17 protein-coding genes, 1 pseudogene and 1 riboswitch are annotated in these 17,311 nt (G+C 62.2%); of the genes and pseudogenes, 12 read left to right on the forward strand and 6 right to left on the reverse strand.

What is annotated here, in order from left to right; translation table 11 throughout:
• Positions 1 to 40: 40 nt before the first annotated feature.
• A complete protein-coding gene (locus ACO1XS_RS01865; RefSeq protein WP_331567665.1) occupies positions 41 to 541 on the reverse strand; it encodes a 6,7-dimethyl-8-ribityllumazine synthase in 501 nt (166 codons plus the stop codon).
• Positions 542 to 611: 70 nt separating this feature from the next.
• Positions 612 to 770: riboswitch (FMN riboswitch) on the reverse strand.
• Positions 771 to 1,152: 382 nt separating this feature from the next.
• Here ACO1XS_RS01865 and ACO1XS_RS01870 point away from each other — a divergent pair.
• Positions 1,153 to 2,040, forward strand: coding sequence for a hypothetical protein (locus ACO1XS_RS01870; RefSeq protein WP_331567663.1), 888 nt, complete (start codon positions 1,153 to 1,155; stop codon positions 2,038 to 2,040).
• 79 nt (positions 2,041 to 2,119) lie between these two features.
• Here ACO1XS_RS01870 and ACO1XS_RS01875 read toward each other — a convergent pair whose 3' ends face one another.
• Positions 2,120 to 2,755: a 2-hydroxychromene-2-carboxylate isomerase gene (locus tag ACO1XS_RS01875; protein WP_331567661.1), complete on the reverse strand. Its 636-nt coding sequence runs from the start codon at positions 2,753 to 2,755 to the stop codon at positions 2,120 to 2,122.
• A gap of 254 nt (positions 2,756 to 3,009) precedes the next feature.
• On the opposite strand from ACO1XS_RS01875, the gene ACO1XS_RS01880 reads away from it, so the two are divergent.
• From ACO1XS_RS01880 to ACO1XS_RS01895, 4 genes are all read left to right on the forward strand, one after another.
• Positions 3,010 to 3,984: a LysR family transcriptional regulator gene (locus ACO1XS_RS01880; RefSeq protein WP_331567659.1), complete on the forward strand. Its 975-nt coding sequence runs from the start codon at positions 3,010 to 3,012 to the stop codon at positions 3,982 to 3,984.
• 19 nt (positions 3,985 to 4,003) lie between these two features.
• Positions 4,004 to 4,390: a fluoride efflux transporter CrcB gene (gene crcB, locus ACO1XS_RS01885; protein ID WP_331567657.1), complete on the forward strand. Its 387-nt coding sequence runs from the start codon at positions 4,004 to 4,006 to the stop codon at positions 4,388 to 4,390.
• A 49-nt stretch (positions 4,391 to 4,439) separates the two neighbouring features.
• A complete protein-coding gene (locus ACO1XS_RS01890) occupies positions 4,440 to 4,763 on the forward strand; it encodes a DUF190 domain-containing protein (protein WP_331567655.1) in 324 nt (107 codons plus the stop codon).
• Positions 4,764 to 5,066: 303 nt separating this feature from the next.
• Entirely contained in the window at positions 5,067 to 5,306 is a 240-nt protein-coding gene (locus ACO1XS_RS01895; protein WP_331567654.1) for a hypothetical protein, read from the forward strand.
• 109 nt (positions 5,307 to 5,415) lie between these two features.
• On the opposite strand, the gene ACO1XS_RS01900 is transcribed toward ACO1XS_RS01895, so the two are convergent.
• Positions 5,416 to 5,916, reverse strand: a complete 501-nt coding sequence (locus tag ACO1XS_RS01900) for an Ohr family peroxiredoxin (protein ID WP_331567653.1) — start codon at positions 5,914 to 5,916, stop codon at positions 5,416 to 5,418.
• A 437-nt stretch (positions 5,917 to 6,353) separates the two neighbouring features.
• Between ACO1XS_RS01900 and ACO1XS_RS01905 the strand changes: the two genes are divergently transcribed.
• The 5 genes and pseudogenes from ACO1XS_RS01905 (at position 6,354) to ACO1XS_RS01925 (ending at position 12,792) form a co-directional block, all read left to right on the forward strand.
• A complete protein-coding gene (locus ACO1XS_RS01905) occupies positions 6,354 to 7,379 on the forward strand; it encodes a LysR family transcriptional regulator (protein WP_331567651.1) in 1,026 nt (341 codons plus the stop codon).
• A gap of 424 nt (positions 7,380 to 7,803) precedes the next feature.
• Positions 7,804 to 8,157, forward strand: a pseudogene (locus tag ACO1XS_RS01910) (lecithin retinol acyltransferase family protein); the annotation flags it as partial.
• 111 nt (positions 8,158 to 8,268) lie between these two features.
• A complete protein-coding gene (locus ACO1XS_RS01915) occupies positions 8,269 to 9,783 on the forward strand; it encodes an efflux transporter outer membrane subunit (protein WP_331567728.1) in 1,515 nt (504 codons plus the stop codon).
• A gap of 33 nt (positions 9,784 to 9,816) precedes the next feature.
• Positions 9,817 to 11,133 carry an EmrA/EmrK family multidrug efflux transporter periplasmic adaptor subunit gene (locus tag ACO1XS_RS01920; protein ID WP_486389903.1) on the forward strand — a complete coding sequence of 439 codons (1,317 nt, stop codon included), beginning with the start codon at positions 9,817 to 9,819 and terminating at the stop codon, positions 11,131 to 11,133.
• A gap of 105 nt (positions 11,134 to 11,238) precedes the next feature.
• Entirely contained in the window at positions 11,239 to 12,792 is a 1,554-nt protein-coding gene (locus ACO1XS_RS01925) for a DHA2 family efflux MFS transporter permease subunit (RefSeq protein ID WP_486389904.1), read from the forward strand.
• Positions 12,793 to 12,820: 28 nt separating this feature from the next.
• Here the strand turns inward: ACO1XS_RS01925 and ACO1XS_RS01930 are convergent, their stop codons facing one another.
• Positions 12,821 to 13,822 (reverse strand): LysR family transcriptional regulator, encoded by a 1,002-nt coding sequence (locus tag ACO1XS_RS01930; protein WP_486389905.1) that lies wholly within the window; start codon positions 13,820 to 13,822, stop codon positions 12,821 to 12,823.
• A gap of 236 nt (positions 13,823 to 14,058) precedes the next feature.
• Between ACO1XS_RS01930 and ACO1XS_RS01935 the strand changes: the two genes are divergently transcribed.
• Positions 14,059 to 14,814 (forward strand): SDR family oxidoreductase, encoded by a 756-nt coding sequence (locus ACO1XS_RS01935; RefSeq protein WP_331567643.1) that lies wholly within the window; start codon positions 14,059 to 14,061, stop codon positions 14,812 to 14,814.
• Positions 14,815 to 14,912: 98 nt separating this feature from the next.
• Here the strand turns inward: ACO1XS_RS01935 and ACO1XS_RS01940 are convergent, their stop codons facing one another.
• Both ACO1XS_RS01940 and ACO1XS_RS01945 read right to left on the reverse strand, forming a co-directional pair.
• Positions 14,913 to 15,476 (reverse strand): YggT family protein, encoded by a 564-nt coding sequence (locus ACO1XS_RS01940; protein WP_331567641.1) that lies wholly within the window; start codon positions 15,474 to 15,476, stop codon positions 14,913 to 14,915.
• A gap of 63 nt (positions 15,477 to 15,539) precedes the next feature.
• Positions 15,540 to 16,469: a Rossmann-like and DUF2520 domain-containing protein gene (locus ACO1XS_RS01945; RefSeq protein WP_331567726.1), complete on the reverse strand. Its 930-nt coding sequence runs from the start codon at positions 16,467 to 16,469 to the stop codon at positions 15,540 to 15,542.
• Between the two features lie 326 nt (positions 16,470 to 16,795).
• Between ACO1XS_RS01945 and ACO1XS_RS01950 the strand changes: the two genes are divergently transcribed.
• Positions 16,796 to 16,957 (forward strand): hypothetical protein, encoded by a 162-nt coding sequence (locus tag ACO1XS_RS01950; RefSeq protein ID WP_173259740.1) that lies wholly within the window; start codon positions 16,796 to 16,798, stop codon positions 16,955 to 16,957.
• Positions 16,958 to 17,311 lie beyond the last annotated feature (354 nt).

Consider the following 17,311-nt stretch of genomic DNA (forward strand, 5'->3'; position numbering starts at 1 on the left):
AATGTTGCCCGCGACCTTGCACCGCAGGCGGTGTCCGAGTTCAGGCAGGCTGTAGCAGAGAAACCTTGCGTACCGTATCTGCGCATGCCCGTGCGACTTCCGCTCCCTTCACGACAAAATGATCGGTGAAGAACTTGATGTGTTCTTCGCCGTGATGGAAGTGGTGCGGCGTCAGAACAGCGGAAAACACGGGAGTACCTGTTTCGAGCTGAACCTGCATCAAGCCTGAGATAACCGCCTGAGCGACGAATTCATGGCGATAGATGCCGCCATCGACGACTAGTCCCGCCGCGACGATGCCTGCGTAACGACCGCTCTGGGCGAGCCTTTTGGCATGCAGGGGGATTTCGAACGCGCCTGGGACTTCGTAGAGGTCGATGTCCTCAGCGCCGTAACCGAACTCTTTGATGACGTTCAGAAAAGAGTGCTTGCACTGGTCAACGATATCGCGGTGCCAGCATGCCTGGATAAAGGCGATCCGGGTGCCATTGCCGCCGTAAACGAATGGTGCTTGTGCTTCGATCGAGAGAGATTTGTTCATGGATTTCAGCCTGTTTTGAGTAAACAGGGCGAAGAACAGCCGTCTCCCGCGTGCGCGGGAATGCTGGCTGTCCTGTTCTCTTTCATCCGGACTATACCGTCGGCCCCGGAATCCAACCGGGTCTGCTGACCTCTGTTATCGCAGCAATGTCGAAACAGAGCGCTCGCGGGCTACGTCCGTTAAGACGATTACCGCCGGTGGGGAATTGCACCCCGCCCCGAGAACGTGTTCTTGACGAACGGAGCGTACGTTACCACGGATCCCACGACCCTGTTGCACGCTCGGCCTGATGGTGGCATATAGCGAACGATGGCGATGTCGATAATGCGACACGGATTTGCTGGCGCCTTCTCACCACATCTCCGGCGGCCGGCGCCATAAGGGACGATCATGAAAAGGAATCGCCGCATGAGGCGCGGGCCGTCGCCGAATGCCGGAGCGGGGCATTCGCGCTCTCATCGCACATTTCGCTGCACGGCGGCGAGCGTAGCGAACGGTCTGGCGATGCCTTCGCGCATCGCCCCCGCATTTCGCCGGACAATGCGGCACTTCGAACCCGCCGGGGTCAGCATGACGTTTCCTTTATCGGTAACGGCATCACGAGCGCGGAAATGGGCTTCGACATCACTCGCACGAACGGGGCGCACCCGATCGCATCCGCTACGGGCGGGAGCCAGGCATCGTCATCGAATGCCGCCGGGTCGTCCGCTTCTCGTGGTCGGCGAGCGCTCGCCGATGGCTACCTGCAAGGGCTGCCCGGGCGGGCTGCGAGCAGCGCACGACCGGCCGCGGTGGCCAAGTCGAGCGGGTGGACTGCTGTCGCCGCGCATATCCGAAATCCGGCCGACGACCCGCGCGTATCGAATCTCGTCGCGAAACTCGAGGTACTCCACGAGCAATCGCCGACGTTTCGCGCACGCATGAAAAAGGTGGTCGGCGAAGGGGGAGTCACGATCACCGTTGCCCGCGGCGACCATTTGCCCAAAGCCTTTACGCACCCCGGACTGCGTCGCATCCATCTTTCGGAGGAAGTGGCTAGCGATGCCCCGGGCGGTGCTCACCGGTCGCTGCCAGCGCTTGCGGTGGAAATCTCGAACCTGTATCGGGGCGAAGAGTTCGAGACGCTCAACCGGCATGTCAAGCATGGACGCCTCGGCATCGAGCATGCTGCTCGATTGAAGGAAACCGCCGAGTACGGGTCGGTGACCGATATGGTTCGATACTTTTCCGAGGCGCGCCGGAGTCTGGAGCAAATGGGTTTTGGGAATCCTTCCGACTGGTACGCCCGTATTGGTCCGTTCGGCGACGTTCGTGCCGCCTACCCGACGGCGAACGATTACGTGAGCGCCGCCGTGAAGTCAGGCCATACCGCTGCATACGAACGGCAGTTCGCGAACATTGCGGCGCAAATGAAGCGCACCGCCGAGCCCTTCGCCAACCACGATTCGAGTGCCGCGGCCCTGAACCCGAAATCTCCGGCGCCGCTGGGCGCGCGCTAGACCGGATAGCGGTCTTTTCGTTCGCCGGGGCGGCCGCGGTCGTCCCAACGTCATGGAGTCCCGCGGGCGCGCCTGGGTGTCACGATCCGCTACGCCGGACGCCGACCGGTAACGCGCTCACGCGCTGCACTTCCGGCGTGGCCAGCCAGTCGCTCTCCAGACATTGCAGGAACATCGCCGTCGCGTCTTCTCCCCAGAACAGATCGCCGTTACGCACGAACGTGGGCACACCGAACACGCCGAGTGCGATCGCCGCGTCGGTGTGATGGCGCAAGGCGTCTTTCACCGCAGGCTGCTCGACGGCGGCGACGCCCTCCGGAAATCCGACCGCTTCGCACAGTGCGGCAAAGCCCTCGGGTGAGGCCACTTCCTGTCCGTCGCGCCAGATGTGCCGGAACACCGCACGGACCGCATCGAGCGAGCCGCCCATCGCAATCGTCAAACGTAGCGCCTTGATCGGGTTGAACGGATGCGCGGGCGGCATGCGGTATGCAATGCCGAGTTGCTGAGCGCGAAACAGCGCATGCCGGTAGGTGAACGTACGCTTCGCGTCGATCTCGGCGGGGGCCTTTTGGCCCCAGTGGTTCAGGATCGCGCCGAGCACCACCGGGCGCGGACGGATGGCCAGGCCTGCCGGCAGCTTGTCGAACTGTTCGATCTGCAGGTAGGCGAACGGGGAGACTACGTCGAAGAACCAGTCGATGGTGTCGGGCATGGACGCTCCTCGGCCGGTACGCGCATGCGATCGCGCGGACGGCACAAACGGCACAAACGGCGCCCCGGACAGGGCGCGAATGTCCGCCAGTGTCGCACGCGAGACGATCTCGTGCAGCGCGAGGCCGGTCCCGGTCGCATCGTCCCCTTCGGCCCCTCGCTCGGGCTGACGCGACCGATGCATAGACGCAAAACCCATGGTACGAACGCGGTCCGGGCTTGCAACCGCGCAAGAAGCCGATTAGCGTCGCGTTCATGAACGACTGGAACGAACTTCGCCTTGTCCTCGCCGTATGTAGAACAGGCAGCCTGACGGCGGCGGCCGAGCGGCTGCGCGTCGATCATTCGACGGCCTTTCGACGTCTGAAGGCGCTCGAAAGCCGGCTTGGCGTGCGTCTTTTCGAACGCTCGGCGGGCGGGGCCTACGAGGCCACGGAAGCCGGGGCCCGCATGGCTGCCGCGGCCGAACGGATGGAGGACGAGGTGCTGGCCATGGATCGCGACATCACGGGCCGGGACCATCGGCTGTCCGGCCGATTGCGCGTCACTTCGTCGGAAACACTCGCTTTCAGTCGGCTGACCCGCCACCTGGCGGCATTCAGAGAGGCGCATCCCGGCATCGTGGTCGAACTGACCGTCGACAACCGCGTGCTCAATCTCTCGCGCCGGGAGGCCGATATCGCGCTGCGTCCGGTGCGCCCGAAGGAAGGCGAGCTCTGGGGCCGCAGGCTGGCCAATGTCGCATGGGCGCTTTACGCCTCGCCCGAATATCTGGAGGCGCACGGCGGCGCATTGGCGCACGTCGCCGAACTCGAAGGCCACGCGTTGATTGGCTGGGAATACGCTGCATCGGGTATCCAGGCGGCCGAATGGCTGGCTCGCACTGCCGCTGCCGACGCTTTCGTTTACCGGACCAACAGTCTCATCAACCAGTTTGTCGCGGCGCGTGCCGGTATCGGGTTCGCGCTATTGCCGTGCTATCTCGGCGACAGCCAGCCCGGCGTCGTCCGTGCGCTGCGCGCACCGGTGCCGGAACTCGAGGGCGAGCTTTGGATCGTCGCGCACTCCGATCTGAAAGGCACGGCACGCGTCAGAGCGTTCTTCGATGTCGTGGGCGAAGGGCTGGCTCGTGAGCGCGAGTTGTTCGAAGGGCGGTTCGACGCGAACGACGCTGTTCGTCCGGCCTCGTCTGCCGTACCATCCCGGTTCATAAAAAAACGCCGAACATGACTTGAATCAGGACGGGACCTTGGGTTACACGCTGCTTTCCATTTTCATTGGCGCCGGTTTGGGCGCGTTGCTGCGCTGGGGATTTTCGATCGGACTCAATGCGGTGTTTCCGATGGTGCCGCTCGGCACCCTTGCGTCCAACCTCATCGGCGCCTATCTGATCGGCGTCGCCTTGGTCTTTTTCACCGCGAAGGCCGGTTTGCCGCCCGAATGGCGGCTCTTCGTCATCACCGGCTTCATGGGCGGGCTCACGACGTTCTCGACGTTTTCGGCGGAAGTGGTCACACTGATCGCGCAAGGGCAATTTGCGTGGGCGCTGATCGAAGCGGCGCTGCATGTGTTCGGCTCGTTCGCGCTGACCGGTCTCGGCATCTGGACAGCCCGGGCCTGGCTCTACGCAGCGTAAGGAGGCCGGCCGGCGCCCGCTCCTGCTCCCCCGTTCCTGGAGACGCGCCATGGACGAGTATGTGCTGTTACGGTTTTATGTCCACGAAAACCATCGGCTGCATTGGAAGCCGTTGTGGGAGTGGTTGCTGACCGAAGCGAGCCGAATGGGCGTGACGGGCGGCTCCGCCTTTCGCGCGATGGCCGGTTTCGGCGCGCATCGTGTTCTGCACGAGGAGCGCTTCTTCGAGCTTCAGGGCTCGTTGACGGTCGAAGTCGAATTCGTCGTGACCGAGGCCGAAGCGAAGCGTCTCATCGAACGCGTCTCGCAGGAAAAGCTGCGCGCCCTCTATGCGATCATCCCAGCCCGCTTCGGTGCCATCGACAATACGTAGACCGTGAACGCAACCGAGGCCGGCTCTCGCGATTGCGGGAGGGTACGCGCCGAATGAGGGTTTGCCCCTATCAAGTGCCGCACTCGTCAGCCGTTACACAAGAGGCATGGAGTCATGACGAGAGGGCGGTGATGAACGGCCAAACGTTTGCGCGAACGCTGTGGCTATCCCTTCTCCCGAGCCTGGTGGGCCTGACCGTCATTCCGCGACTCGATGTATGGTTGTTGCGCCAAGTTCATCGAACGGCTCGGAGACATCCGGCCGTACGGAGCGGTGGGTTTCCGACGGGGCAGGAGGATACGCATGGTGAGGGGAGAAATCGAGCGACTGGAAAAGACGGTGCACACTTTAGCCCGCCTTCCCTGGCTGATCCGTCGTGAATACTGGGTCTCGCAGATCGAGCACCTGTTGGAAGCGACAACCATATCGATCGTCGATCGCCGACGATTGACGGCGTTGCTGGAGCAGCTTTCGGCGATGCCGACGGAGCTGCGGTTGACGCAATACGAGCGCACGTTGGCCATGCCGGCGCATAGCGGATGAGCGGTGTGATCTTTTGAAGACGAAGGTGCGCCGGTCCTGGTGCCGGTGAAGTAGGGAATGTCTTCGACAACGGACAATCACGCGCGCTTGCCGCCCCATGGGCGTTGGGTCAGTCAACGACGGTCACGATATTGACGGTCCCTTGTCGGGCCATCTTTGCATACGGGCACAAGCGCTCGGCAGTTCGAACCATCTCTTCCGCCACGCATCGATCGACGCCCGGCATCCGGACCCGCAGGTCGATGACCAACGCATAGCCTCCGTCCATCGGATCGCGACCGAACGAAACCTGCACTTCGACAGCAGTATCGGCGATGTCCATCGCGGCGCGTTTGCCGAGCAGGTTCAGCGCGCCGTGGAAGCACGCCGCAAAGCCCGCGGCGAACAACTGCTCGGGATTGGTCCCGTTCCCGGGGCCGCCGAACTCGGTGGGCAGCCGCAGCTCCACAACCAGATTTCCGTCGTCCGAGCGGGCCACTCCAGATGCGCGCCCGTGTCCCGTCTCGCCCCCGGAAACGGTGACACTCGTTGTATAGAGGGGATGAAAATCGCGGCCCCGATACCTGTCGAGAAGGGAAAGCGGAGGCGCTTGCAGCTTTTTATCGTCCATGATGCATTCTCGAGTTCAGTGACGTGCGATCCGACCCCAGCCAGCGATTGGTCGGAGTCTCTCTTGCAGACTACGGGACAATGCCGCCCCCATCGTAAACGGACGCCGATAGCAACGGTAGGGCCGTCATGGGCGACATGATGTTTCTCGTTTGGCGACAATCCAAATGAAATGATCGGACATTAGGCGCTCATCCAAGAGACTGCTTTCGAAACAGGCGAGTGTTACACTTCCATCCAGACCCACATCTCCAGGTTGACGGCGCCGCATGCGACGGGGACCTTGCCCGATAGTTTTCCATGCAGCCGTTTCCGGTCCCCCCGGAGTTGCGCCAATGACCGCCACTTCATAGTTGCAACTTGGCAGTCGTTGCCGGTGCCAGCGCAGGCTGGCACCCGGACGGCCGATCCGACCACGTCTCAGTATTGGGGCTATCAATGGACCAATCGGATACATCGCAGCGAGGCTTCCGCGTTGGCTTGCCAAATAACGCTGACGCTTTGTCTACCTGTTTCGCGACGAGCTACGCTGGGATCATCGCCTTCATGGCGGTCGCAACCGAGGGAAGCTTCGCCAAAGCCGGGGAGCGATTGGGGGTAGGGCGTTCGGCTGTCTGCCGAAATGTTCAGAAGCTCGAAACGCAGCTCAGTACGCGCCTGTTTCTCCGAACGACAAGAACGACAACCCTGACGCAAGAGGGCGAAAGGTTCTTCGAGAACTGCAACCAGGGCGTGGCTCATATCGTTGGGGCCGTGAACGATATGCTGGACCTCCGCCAGGGTCCACCGCGTGGCTTCCTTCGCGTCCTCTCGACTGTCGGGTTCGGACGCAAAGTGGTTGCTCCGCTGCTTTTCCGGTTCTCCGAGGTCTATCCTGATATCGCAGTCGACCTGCTGCTGGACGACAGGCCAGTCGATTTCGCAGCGGAACAGATCGACGTCGCGTTTCGCGATGGGTGCATCGAGGATTCCAGCATCATTGCGAAACAGTTGATTCCAATGCAGTTGGTACTCTGCGCGTCGCGCGCCTACGCCGAGGAGCGGGGTCTTCCATCCACGCTGGAAGACCTGGCCCAGCACGACTGTATCAACCTGAGGTTCAACGGTCGCGTCTTTGATTGGGATTTCAAGGTCGACGGCCATCTGCGAAAGTATCTGCCGACCGCCAGACTGACTTTCAACGACGCAGACCTGGTATTGCAAGCGGTCCTGGAGGGCCGCGGAATCGCCCAGATGCCGGGCTATCAAGTGTGCGATTACATTGCGCGCAACGAGCTCGTCGCGGCGCTAAGGCGATATGTTCCGGATGACCGGGGTCACTACATTTGCTATCTCTGCCGGCAGCATCTGCCGTCACGCATTCGTGTGTTCGTCGATTTCATGACGGACGAGATCCGGGCGCGCAATTCCCTTTGCCTGGGCGAATTCAATACCGACGACTCGGAAAGCCTGCATCAGGTGTGAACACCACAAGTAGTGCCGTCGCATGTTGTATTGGTGTCCACAGGGCAACAGTGAGTGTTCCGATGCGTATCTACCGAGGTGGCGACTCGACGCCTACTATTCCGACATGACACCGCGATCAGCTCGATTGAGTTGGCGGGGCGTCGAGGTCGTTAGTGGAGAGCGCCATGTTTCGTCTCGGATCCCTATCGATGTTTGCAGGCTGGATCATGCTTTCTGCGGTGAGTGTCGGGCTTGCAATTGCCGTCTCGTTCAGCGGCATTATCTGAAGCCCGATATCCGCCTCTCAAATCGCAATCTTCCATAGCCAATCAGGCCTGACAACGGAAAGATGCGGCTCGCAAGGCGGGCATCCAATTGGATCTCCGAGCGGAATCTCGGAGGGACTCGCGTCTTATTGCACCCATAACATGGGCGGTTCGCCATGGAAATTTCATATCTTGATTGCCGCACAACTTCACCGGAGCTGGGCATCGCCGAATGCGCTATCGAAGTTGGCGCGCATATTGTCGCCGAGCGGGAAGGCTATACGCACCATGGAATTTATGCGGGAAATGGACGGGTAATTCACTACGGTGGATTTCATCATTGCGCGCAACGTCGGCCCATTGAATATATCCCGTTACACCGCTTTGCGGCGGGAAGAGGGATAAAGGTTCGATCTGTACCGGACGCCATTTATACCGGGATAGATGCCGTGGAGCGAGCCAGATCCCGCTTGGGCGAAGACCGATATCGGCTGCTGAGCAATAACTGCGAACACTTCTGCACATGGTGTGTGTCAGGTGTCGGACATAGTGAACAGGTACGCCGATGCATGAGGAATCCATGGCAAGGCATCAAGACCCTGTTCGCGCTTGCGAGAGAGGAATGCATGATGGGCCGGAAGATGAGCATTCAGTCAAACATCAGGCAGTGCGTATCGCGTGCGCTGAAACCGGGTGTGGTGATGTTCGCGGCGGCGCTGTCGGCGTGCGTGAACTATGCCGATATCCACGGCGACGCGAAAATGGCCGCGCCGCAGCAGTATGCCACTCGGCAAAGCCTTCCCGCGCAACAAGGCCATTGGCCCGCCGCCAATTGGGCCGACCAGTTCGGCGACGCGCAACTCAAGGCGCTGATCGAGGAAGCGCTGAAAAGCAGTCCGACGCTAGAGCAGGCGCGTGCACGCGTTGGGGCTGCATCGGCCTACAGCGAAACGGCGAAGGCGAGCACGATGCCGCGAGTCGACGCGAACTATGCGCTCACGCGTCAACGGTTCTCGAGTACGACGTTCGTGCCGCCTCCTTTTGGCGGCTCGTGGCAGACCGAGAACAAGGGCCTCTTGAGCGCGTCCTACGATCTCGATCTGTGGGGCAAGAACCGCGAAGCGCTGAAAGCGGCGATCTCGCTGCATCAGGCGAGCCGAGCCGACGCGGAAGTCGTCAAGCTGACGCTGACGACGTCGATTGCTCGCACGTACAACCAGCTTGCGCGCCTGTATGTGCTGCGCGACATCGCTCAAGACGAAATCACGCATCGCGAGCAGATCGAGCGGATCACGGCGGGGCGCATCGCGACGGGGCTGGACACGGAAGTCGAGCGCAAGACCGCGCAGGCCAATCTCGCGACGAGCCGCGCCGCGCTGAAATCGCTCGACGGACGCATCCTCGCGGTTCGCTATGAGATCGCTGCGCTGCTTGGCGCAGGTCCCGACCGCGGCTTGCAGATCGCGCGCCCGACGCTGGGCATGGGTGACGATGTGCGCCTGCCCGACAATCTGCCGGCGGATCTCCTGAGTCGCCGCCCGGAGATCGTGGCTGCGCGATGGCGTGTCGATGCGATGACACACGATGTGAACGAGGCGAAGGCCGAGTTCTATCCCGACATCAACCTGAGTGCTGCAATCGGGCTCGACGCATTCGGCTTTGGCCGCTTTCTGACGGCGGCGAGCCGCACTGCATCGGTCGGTCCGGCCATCCATCTGCCCATCTTCGACGCGGGCGAACTGCGCGCACAACTGAAGGGCCGCTACGCCGACTTCGACTACGCAGTCGCGACCTACAACCAGTCGCTCGTGAGCGCGCTCAACGAAGTCGCCAAGCAACTCGCGGATGTCCGTTCGACGGATGCGCAGCTTGCGGATGCGCAGATCGCGCAGGACGCCGCACACCAGGCCGACAAGCTCGCGCTCATTCAGTACAAGGCTGGTCTCACGAATCAGTTGACGGTTTTGAATGCCGACGTCGCCGCGCTTTCCGCCGATCAGGCTGTCGCGGATTTGCGCATGAACCGCCGAGATCAGCAGATTGCACTGGCTTCGGCGCTTGGAGGCGGTTTCGTCGATACGTCGAACCAAGACTCTGCGGCAGCGTCGCGCACGCAAGCGTCCGCACTCAAAACGCCTGTTGTCGCCGCACGCTAAGGCGCCACCACCGAATTTGCCTGGAGAACTGAAATGAGCGAAATCAATGCTGTGGAGGGCCAGGAGACCCGGACGAGCGGCGCGAAACATGACGCAGTAGCTGACCCGAAAGCCGCAGTCGCGACCGGACCCGACACGGGCAAGCGCAAGCTGCTGCTCGCGCTGCTCGGCGCGGCTGTCGTTGTCTCGGCGGGGGCTTACGGTGCGTACTACATGACGTATGCGCGTTACCACGAATCTACCGACGATGCGTACGTCAGCGGCAATCTCGTGCAGTTGACGCCGCAGGTGACGGGCACTGTCGTTGCCGTGAATGCCGACGATACACAGATGGTGAAGGCAGGAGACCCCGTGGTTACGCTCGATAACGCGGATGCGAGAGTTGCGCTCGGCAACGCGGAAGCCCTGCTCGGGCAGGCCGTGCGGCAGGTCAGCCGTTTATATGTGGACAACGATTTCTATGCCGCGAACGTCGCGCAGAAGCGCTCCGATCTGGTCCGTGCGCAGGATGATCTACGCCGCCGCCAGGCCATCGCCGATACGGGCGCCGTGTCGGCCGAAGACATCGCGCACGCGCGTGACGCCGTGACGGCCGCGCAGGCGGCGCTCGATGCCGCACGTCGACAGGCGCAAGCCAATCGCGCCTTGACCGGGCGCACGACGATCGGCCAGCACCCGAACGTGCAGGCCGCCGCGTCGAAAGTTCGCGATGCATATCTCGCGTATGCGCGCGACACGTTGCCAGCGCCCGTCACCGGCTATGTCGCGAGGCGTTCGGTGCAGGTCGGGCAGCGCGTGTCGCCGGGCACGTCTCTGATGGCGATCGTGCCGCTCGAGGGTGTGTGGATCGAAGCGAATTACAAGGAAAGCCAGTTACGCAACATGCGCGTCGGCCAACCGGTGACGATGACGGCCGATGTGTATGGCGGGAAGGTCCGCTACCACGGCCGCGTTCTCGGGTTCTCAGCGGGCACGGGCAGCGCGTTCTCCACCTTGCCCGCGCAGAACGCGACGGGCAATTGGATCAAGATCGTTCAGCGTCTGCCCGTGCGCATCCAGCTCGATCGCAGGGAGCTCGAAGCGCATCCGCTGCGCATCGGCCTGTCGATGGATGTCGACGTGGATACGCGCAACGAGACCGGCCCGCAGCTCGGCGCCGCCAGGAACACGTCGTATCGCACAAATGTGTTTGCCGAATACGGCGCGCAGGCAGATGCCGAGATCGAAAAGATCATCGCGCAGAACAGCGTTTCGTCGCATGCGGGGTCCATGGGCGACGTCGTATCGTCGATGCCTTCCGCAAAGCGCGACCCAAGCGATAAGAGTGACGCCAAACAGCACGCAGGCTGAATTGCCTGCCGGAGCGCGACCCGCGCTCGTGTTCCCGTTCATTCACTACTCTGACGGGCCGGATCGATACGCCGGACCTGTCGAAAATTTCAGACTGGAAGCGAGATGAATTCCTCGATGCAACTTGCACCACCTCCGCTGACAGGCGGCAAGCTGGTCCTCGCGACAATCGCGGTCGCGCTCGCGACGTTCATGAACGTTCTCGACTCTTCCATCGCCAACGTTGCGATTCCAACCATCTCGGGCAATCTCGGCGTATCCGTCGACGAAGGCACATGGGTGATCACGCTTTTCGCGGCGGCCAATGCGGTCGCGATTCCGTTGACGGGTTGGCTGACACAGCGCGTCGGTCAGATCAGGCTATTCGTGGCTGCGATCGTGCTGTTCGTGTTCTCGTCGTGGCTGTGCGGCGTCGCACCGAACCTGATCGTGCTACTCGCTGCTCGCGTGTTGCAGGGAGCCGTCGCAGGTCCGCTGATTCCGCTGTCGCAGGCGATTCTGCTCGGCTCGTATCCGAAGGAAAGAAGTTCGACGGCGCTGTCGCTGTGGGCGATGACGGCGACAGTCGGGCCGATTGCAGGTCCTGCGCTGGGCGGCTGGATCACTGACAGCTATAGCTGGTCGTGGATCTTCTATATCAACATACCCGTGGGGCTGTTTGCCGCCGTCGTCACCTGGGTGATCTACCGTGACCGCGATTCCCCGGCGCGAAAGCTTTCCATCGACAAGGTGGGGCTGCTGTCGCTGATCGCGTGGGTTGCGTCGCTGCAGATCATGCTCGACAAGGGCAAGGATCTCGATTGGTTCAACTCGCCCGTGATTTGCACGCTCGCCGTCGTTGCCGCCATCAGCTTCCTGTTCTTCCTGATCTGGGAGCTCACGGAGAAGAACCCGATCGTCGATCTTCGCCTCTTTGCGCAACGCAACTTCCGCGGCGGCACAATTGCGATCTCGATCTCGTACGCGGTGTTCTTCTCGAACCTCGTGATCCTGCCGCAGTGGATTCAGGGTTATCTAGGCTATCGTTCGGTGGATGCCGGTCTCGTGACGGCGCCGCTCGGAATCTTCGCCGTGCTGCTCGCGCCCGTGATGGCGAAGATCTTGCCGAAGTCCGATGCGCGGATCCTCGCGACGCTGGCCTTTCTCGGCTTTGCAGCGGTGTTCTTCATGCGTTCGCATTACACGACAGACGTCGACGCATATACCTTGGTGCTGCCGACGCTGTTGCAAGGCATTCCCATGGCACTCTTTTTTACGCCGCTTACCGCGATCATTTTGTCGGGGCTGTCGGTGGACAAGATTCCGGCGGCCGCCGGCTTGTCCAACTTCATGCGCGTGCTCGCGGGAGGTGTCGGCACATCGTTGATCTCGACGGGCTGGAACGACCGCACGATATTGCATCATGCGCAGCTCGTCGAACAATCGAGCGTGAACAACCCCGACTATGTGAGCTCCATCGCGAACCTTCGCGCGATGCTCGGCGGTGGTATGGATCAGGCCGCGGCATTCTTCGAACACTCGCTGAATGCGCAGGCCGCGATGCTCGGACTGAACGACATCTTCTGGCTCTCGTCGATGATCTTCATTGCGATCATTCCGCTGGTATGGCTCACCCGACCCGCAAAGGGCGGCGGCGCGGCGACGGCAGTGGCGCACTGAAGGAGGCACTTCCAGTGCCTTCTTACCGTCATTCGACTGTCGATAAGGTCGGCATCGTCGGCAGACACTGCAGATCGAGTGCTCTGGTGTGCTCGATCATGTAGTCGATGAACACCCGGATTCGGGCCGGAAGATGCTTGCGGCTGAGATAGCAGATATAGTGGCCGCCATCGTCGGGTGCATGCTGCGCGAGACAGCTGAGCAGTTGTCCATCCTCGAGCAGGTCGCAGACTTGGTAGGCGGGCAACTGAGCGATGCCCACTCCGTGGCGCACCGCCTGCAGCACCAGATCCGCGTCGTTGAACGTTTGGTGCGCGAAAGGCTGGCGCCGCTGCGCGACCCCGTCGATCTTGAACTCCCATTCCCTGATGCGGCCCGAAGCCGTCCGGAAGTTGATGCAGCGATGATTCGGGAGCTCGTCGACGTGGCGCGGCAAACCGTGAATCCGCGCATAACCGCGTGACGCGCAGACAATCATCTGCATGGGGATCAACTGCCGTGCCACGATCCCGCTGTCTTCCATGCGGCCCTCGCGAAAGGACACGTCGATTCGATCGGCGGTGAAGTCGGCGGGCTGATCGTTCAGCAGCAATTCGAGCTCGATCTCGGGATATTGCATGTGAAAGTTCTGCAATAGCGGCGCGACGACCTTGCGGCCGAAGCCGGGCGTCGAACCGATGCGCAGATGGCCGCGCGGCGGCCCGGTACGCAGCTCTCGCATGTCTTCGAGCGCCTGGGCGATGCGCTCCATACCCGGCTGACAGTTCTCATAGAAGAGCTCGCCCTCGCGCGTCAGCGACGTACTGCGAGTCGTGCGCAAAAAGAGACGCGTGTCGAGTTGGGCCTCGAGTTTCTGTACGTTCCGGCTGACCGAAGAGCGACCGATGCCGAGGCGGTCGCCCGCGCGGGAAAAGCTGCCTTCGCTGGCGACGGCCAAAAAAGAAACGACGCAAGCAAAACTGGTCGCCATTTTGCTTGCGAACTGATCGTCCGCGCCCGAAAGGGGGAAGCGTGAGGGGTACGTTGACATGGGAGCGCAAGTCTTGGAGTCCATAAGCGAACTAGACGTATCTGCGCTGCCGTTTGTGACACGGTTCGCGGCTTCATCTATTGCAGGGCGTCGCGACTCGCTGCGCGGCCGAGCGACTTCGATTGCTGCTATTAGGACAACACAGTGAGCCTGTTTGCGTGTCTACCGCGATACGCGCCTCCCCTTTACGATGAGTTCCTCCGGCGCCTTGCCGCTAACCAGATGGAGGGTGAATCATGAGGATCGTCGTCATTGGCGGTACGGGCCTGATCGGCTCGAAGACCGTCGCTATTCTGCGTCAAGGTGGCCACGTCGTCGTCGCGGCCTCGCCCAATAATGGCATCAACAGCATCACCGGCGAGGGGCTCCATGCGGCCATTGCCGGCGCGCAGGTGGTAGTCGATCTCGCCAATTCGCCCTCGTTTGAAGACAAGGCCGTGCGGGAGTTCTTCGAGACTTCCGGCCGCAACGTTCATGCGGCGGAGGCCGCCGCCGGCGTTGGTCACCATGTCGCGCTGTCGATCGTCGGTGCGGACCGGACGCCCGAGAACGGCTATTTCCGCGCCAAGGTTGCTCAAGAGAAACTGATCGAGGCTTCGGGTGTGCCTTACACCATCATCCGTTCGACTCAGTTCATGGAATTCCTGCGCGGCATTGCCGATGCCGGTACCGTTGGAAACGTCGTGCGGCTCTCGCCCGGTCTGTTCCAGCCCATCGCGGCCGACGACGTCGCGGCCTTCGTTGCCCAGGTGGCGCTCGCGGCGCCGCGAAACGGGATCGTCGAGATCGCTGGCCCGGAGCGCGCGCCGTTCGACGAAATCATCGCTCGCTATCTGAAGGCAGTCGGTGATGTGCGCGAAGTCGTACGCGACCCGGAGGCCCGTTATTTCGGCGGCGTGGTCGAAGAGCGTTCGCTCGTGCCGTTGGGCGAGGCGCGTCTAGGCCGCATTGGTTTCGACGAATGGTGCCGCAGCGCTCAGGTGCGCGCTTGATGCCGTGCCGGGATGCGGCAACGGAATGAAGTGCGCACTCGCCGATGCCTCGTGCCGTATCCCGGCCGCGCCCGCTTTGCGACCCGCTCGCCGCCGCTTCAAATGCCGAACAGCGTCAGCGAAACGGCCACGCGCGTCACGATCATCAACAGCACCTGAACGATGACGAAGAGCAGGATCGGCGACAAATCGATGCCGCCGAAGCGCGGCAGCACGCGCCGCAGCGGATTGAGAAACGGCGCGGTCAGCTGATACAGGATCGGCATGGCGGGCGAGCTCGGATTGAGCCATGAGAGCAACGCCATCAGGATCGTCAGCCAGACGAGCAGGTTCAACGCCCATTTGATGACGGTCAGCAACGCCACGATCGCGATGACGGGCGCGAGCCCGAGCGGATCGACACCGGCGACCGACACCATCAGCACCACATAGACGATCGCCGCGATCAGCGCGGCGACCAGGCTCGCCCAGTCGATTCCGCGCGCCGTCTTGAAGACATGGCGCAAGGGCAGCACGAGCCAGTTCGTTGCGTGGTTGACCGCGTTCGAGACCGGGTTGTAAGGCGGCATGCGTACCGCGACGATCCACGCCCGCAGGAGGAGCGCAGCCCCGAATAGCGTGAATACGGTGTTGAGCAGAAAGCGGGCGATATCGCCGAACATCGTTGGTCCTTTCGTTCTTGGGTTCTTAGGAAAGTGCGGCGCGCCGCGCCGGTCGTCACCATATCACGGCTTACTTGCGGCTTGCACTTGCAGCGTACGGGCGAGCGAATCCTCCACGATGCGATCGATTGCATCGAGTGTCGCCGGTGGATTCGCACGCTGCCGCGCCAGCGCCACGGCACGGCGGGTGAGCAGCCCATAAAGCGCGGCGTGATCGCTGCCGAGCGCCTCGAAGCAAGCCAATTGCTTTTGCAGCAGCGCCGCATCGCCGCGCGAAACCGGGCCCGCGAGGGCATTGGCCAAGCCTTTCTCCCGGGCTGTGTCGATGGTGCCGCTCAGCATCGGCAGCAACGCCCGCAACGCGTCTTCCTCGTTCAACCCGAGCGTGCGCCAGAGTTCCACGGCTTCGGACAGTGCGCAAAGCGCGAAGCTTGCGGCATAGTGGGCTGCTCCGTGATAGAGCATCCGTTGCCCGGCCGGAATCTCGAGCGGATGGCACGACATACTGCGCGCCAGCGTTTTCAATGCTTGGGCAAGCTCGTCGTTCGCTTCGATCGTGATCGAGCAGCCCGCGATACGGTCCATGTCCCCTGGGGCGCCGCTGAAGAGAAAGAGCGGATGGAAGCCGCCGGTCAGCACGCCTTGCGCCGCGGCGCCGGCCAGTATGTCGACGCCGGTTGCCCCAGAACAGTGCACGAGCGCCTTGCGGGCGCCGCGCGCGATGGCGCCATCGAACTGTAATGTGTTCGCGATCGTACCGATGCTGTCATCGGGAGTCGCTAAAAAGACGATATCGGCGGCTTCGACGACCTGTTGCGGATCTTCCACGGCCTGGCAGGCGCCGAGCACGGTGGCAAGCTCACGCGCGGTATCGCCGCGGCGGCTCGCGACGGCAGTCACGGGATAGCCGGCGCGCGCGAAGCCGAGCGCCAGACAGCGGGCAAGCCGGCCGGCGCCGATGAAGCCGAGCCGCGGAGCGAGGGAAAACGGCATGTCGGGAAAGATGGGCAAATGCAATTCGCCGCAGTATCGCGCATCTCGATTGTCAGCGGCGAGCGGCGTCGCCGTTAGCCCACACTCCCCGTGTTGCGCAACCGGGATTCGTGCTGATTTTCGGGGATCGTTTTCGGGTGTGGTATGAGAGCCAGAGCAGAAAGTGGCAGCATAACGAACAAGTGCGATGTGACCGCAAGGCGTCGGTCGCAGGCCGCCAGGCGGGCACGGACGCCACCCGCGTCGCGCCGGTGCATGGACGAAGGTTGGAATGAGTTCGCGTTGTATTTTCGTTCCGGTGTTGCAGCCATGTATGGGAGGTCACGATGAACGTCTTTTCCTATCGCAAACACTTGCGCTTTTTGAGTCCCTCGCAACGGCGCATCTGGTGGGACCAGAAAAAGCGCCTGACGCCGCGCGTCAAGATCGGTGGCGCCTACGTGCCCCCCGCCATTACGCGCGAATTCACCTATGTGAAGGTCGGCTGACGCGGCAACCCGTCTGCGGGTTCGTCGCGCCGCCCCGGCGTCCAGGTGCCGGGGTGTGGGTCCGACACATCGTTTTGTAATCAAAGATTACCGATGAATGTGGGCGCGGCAGCCGTGGGTCGGTAAAGAGGACCGGCGGCGGTCGCTGCTTCCGCTCGGACGATGGCGCGGCCCGGCGCTGGGCGCGCAGCGCAATTGCAATTTGCAACAAATGCACACGGTGTGTGCGACGCTTTTTCTATACATTTGACATGTCAGTGCATGGGTCAGTCGTGCGCCGTTGTGGGCGCCGCACCTGCACCGCAAAGGAATAGAAATGAAAAAGCTCGTTGCGTTGATAGCAGTGGCTGCGGC

The sequence above is a fragment of the Trinickia sp. genome (genome assembly GCF_057351765.1).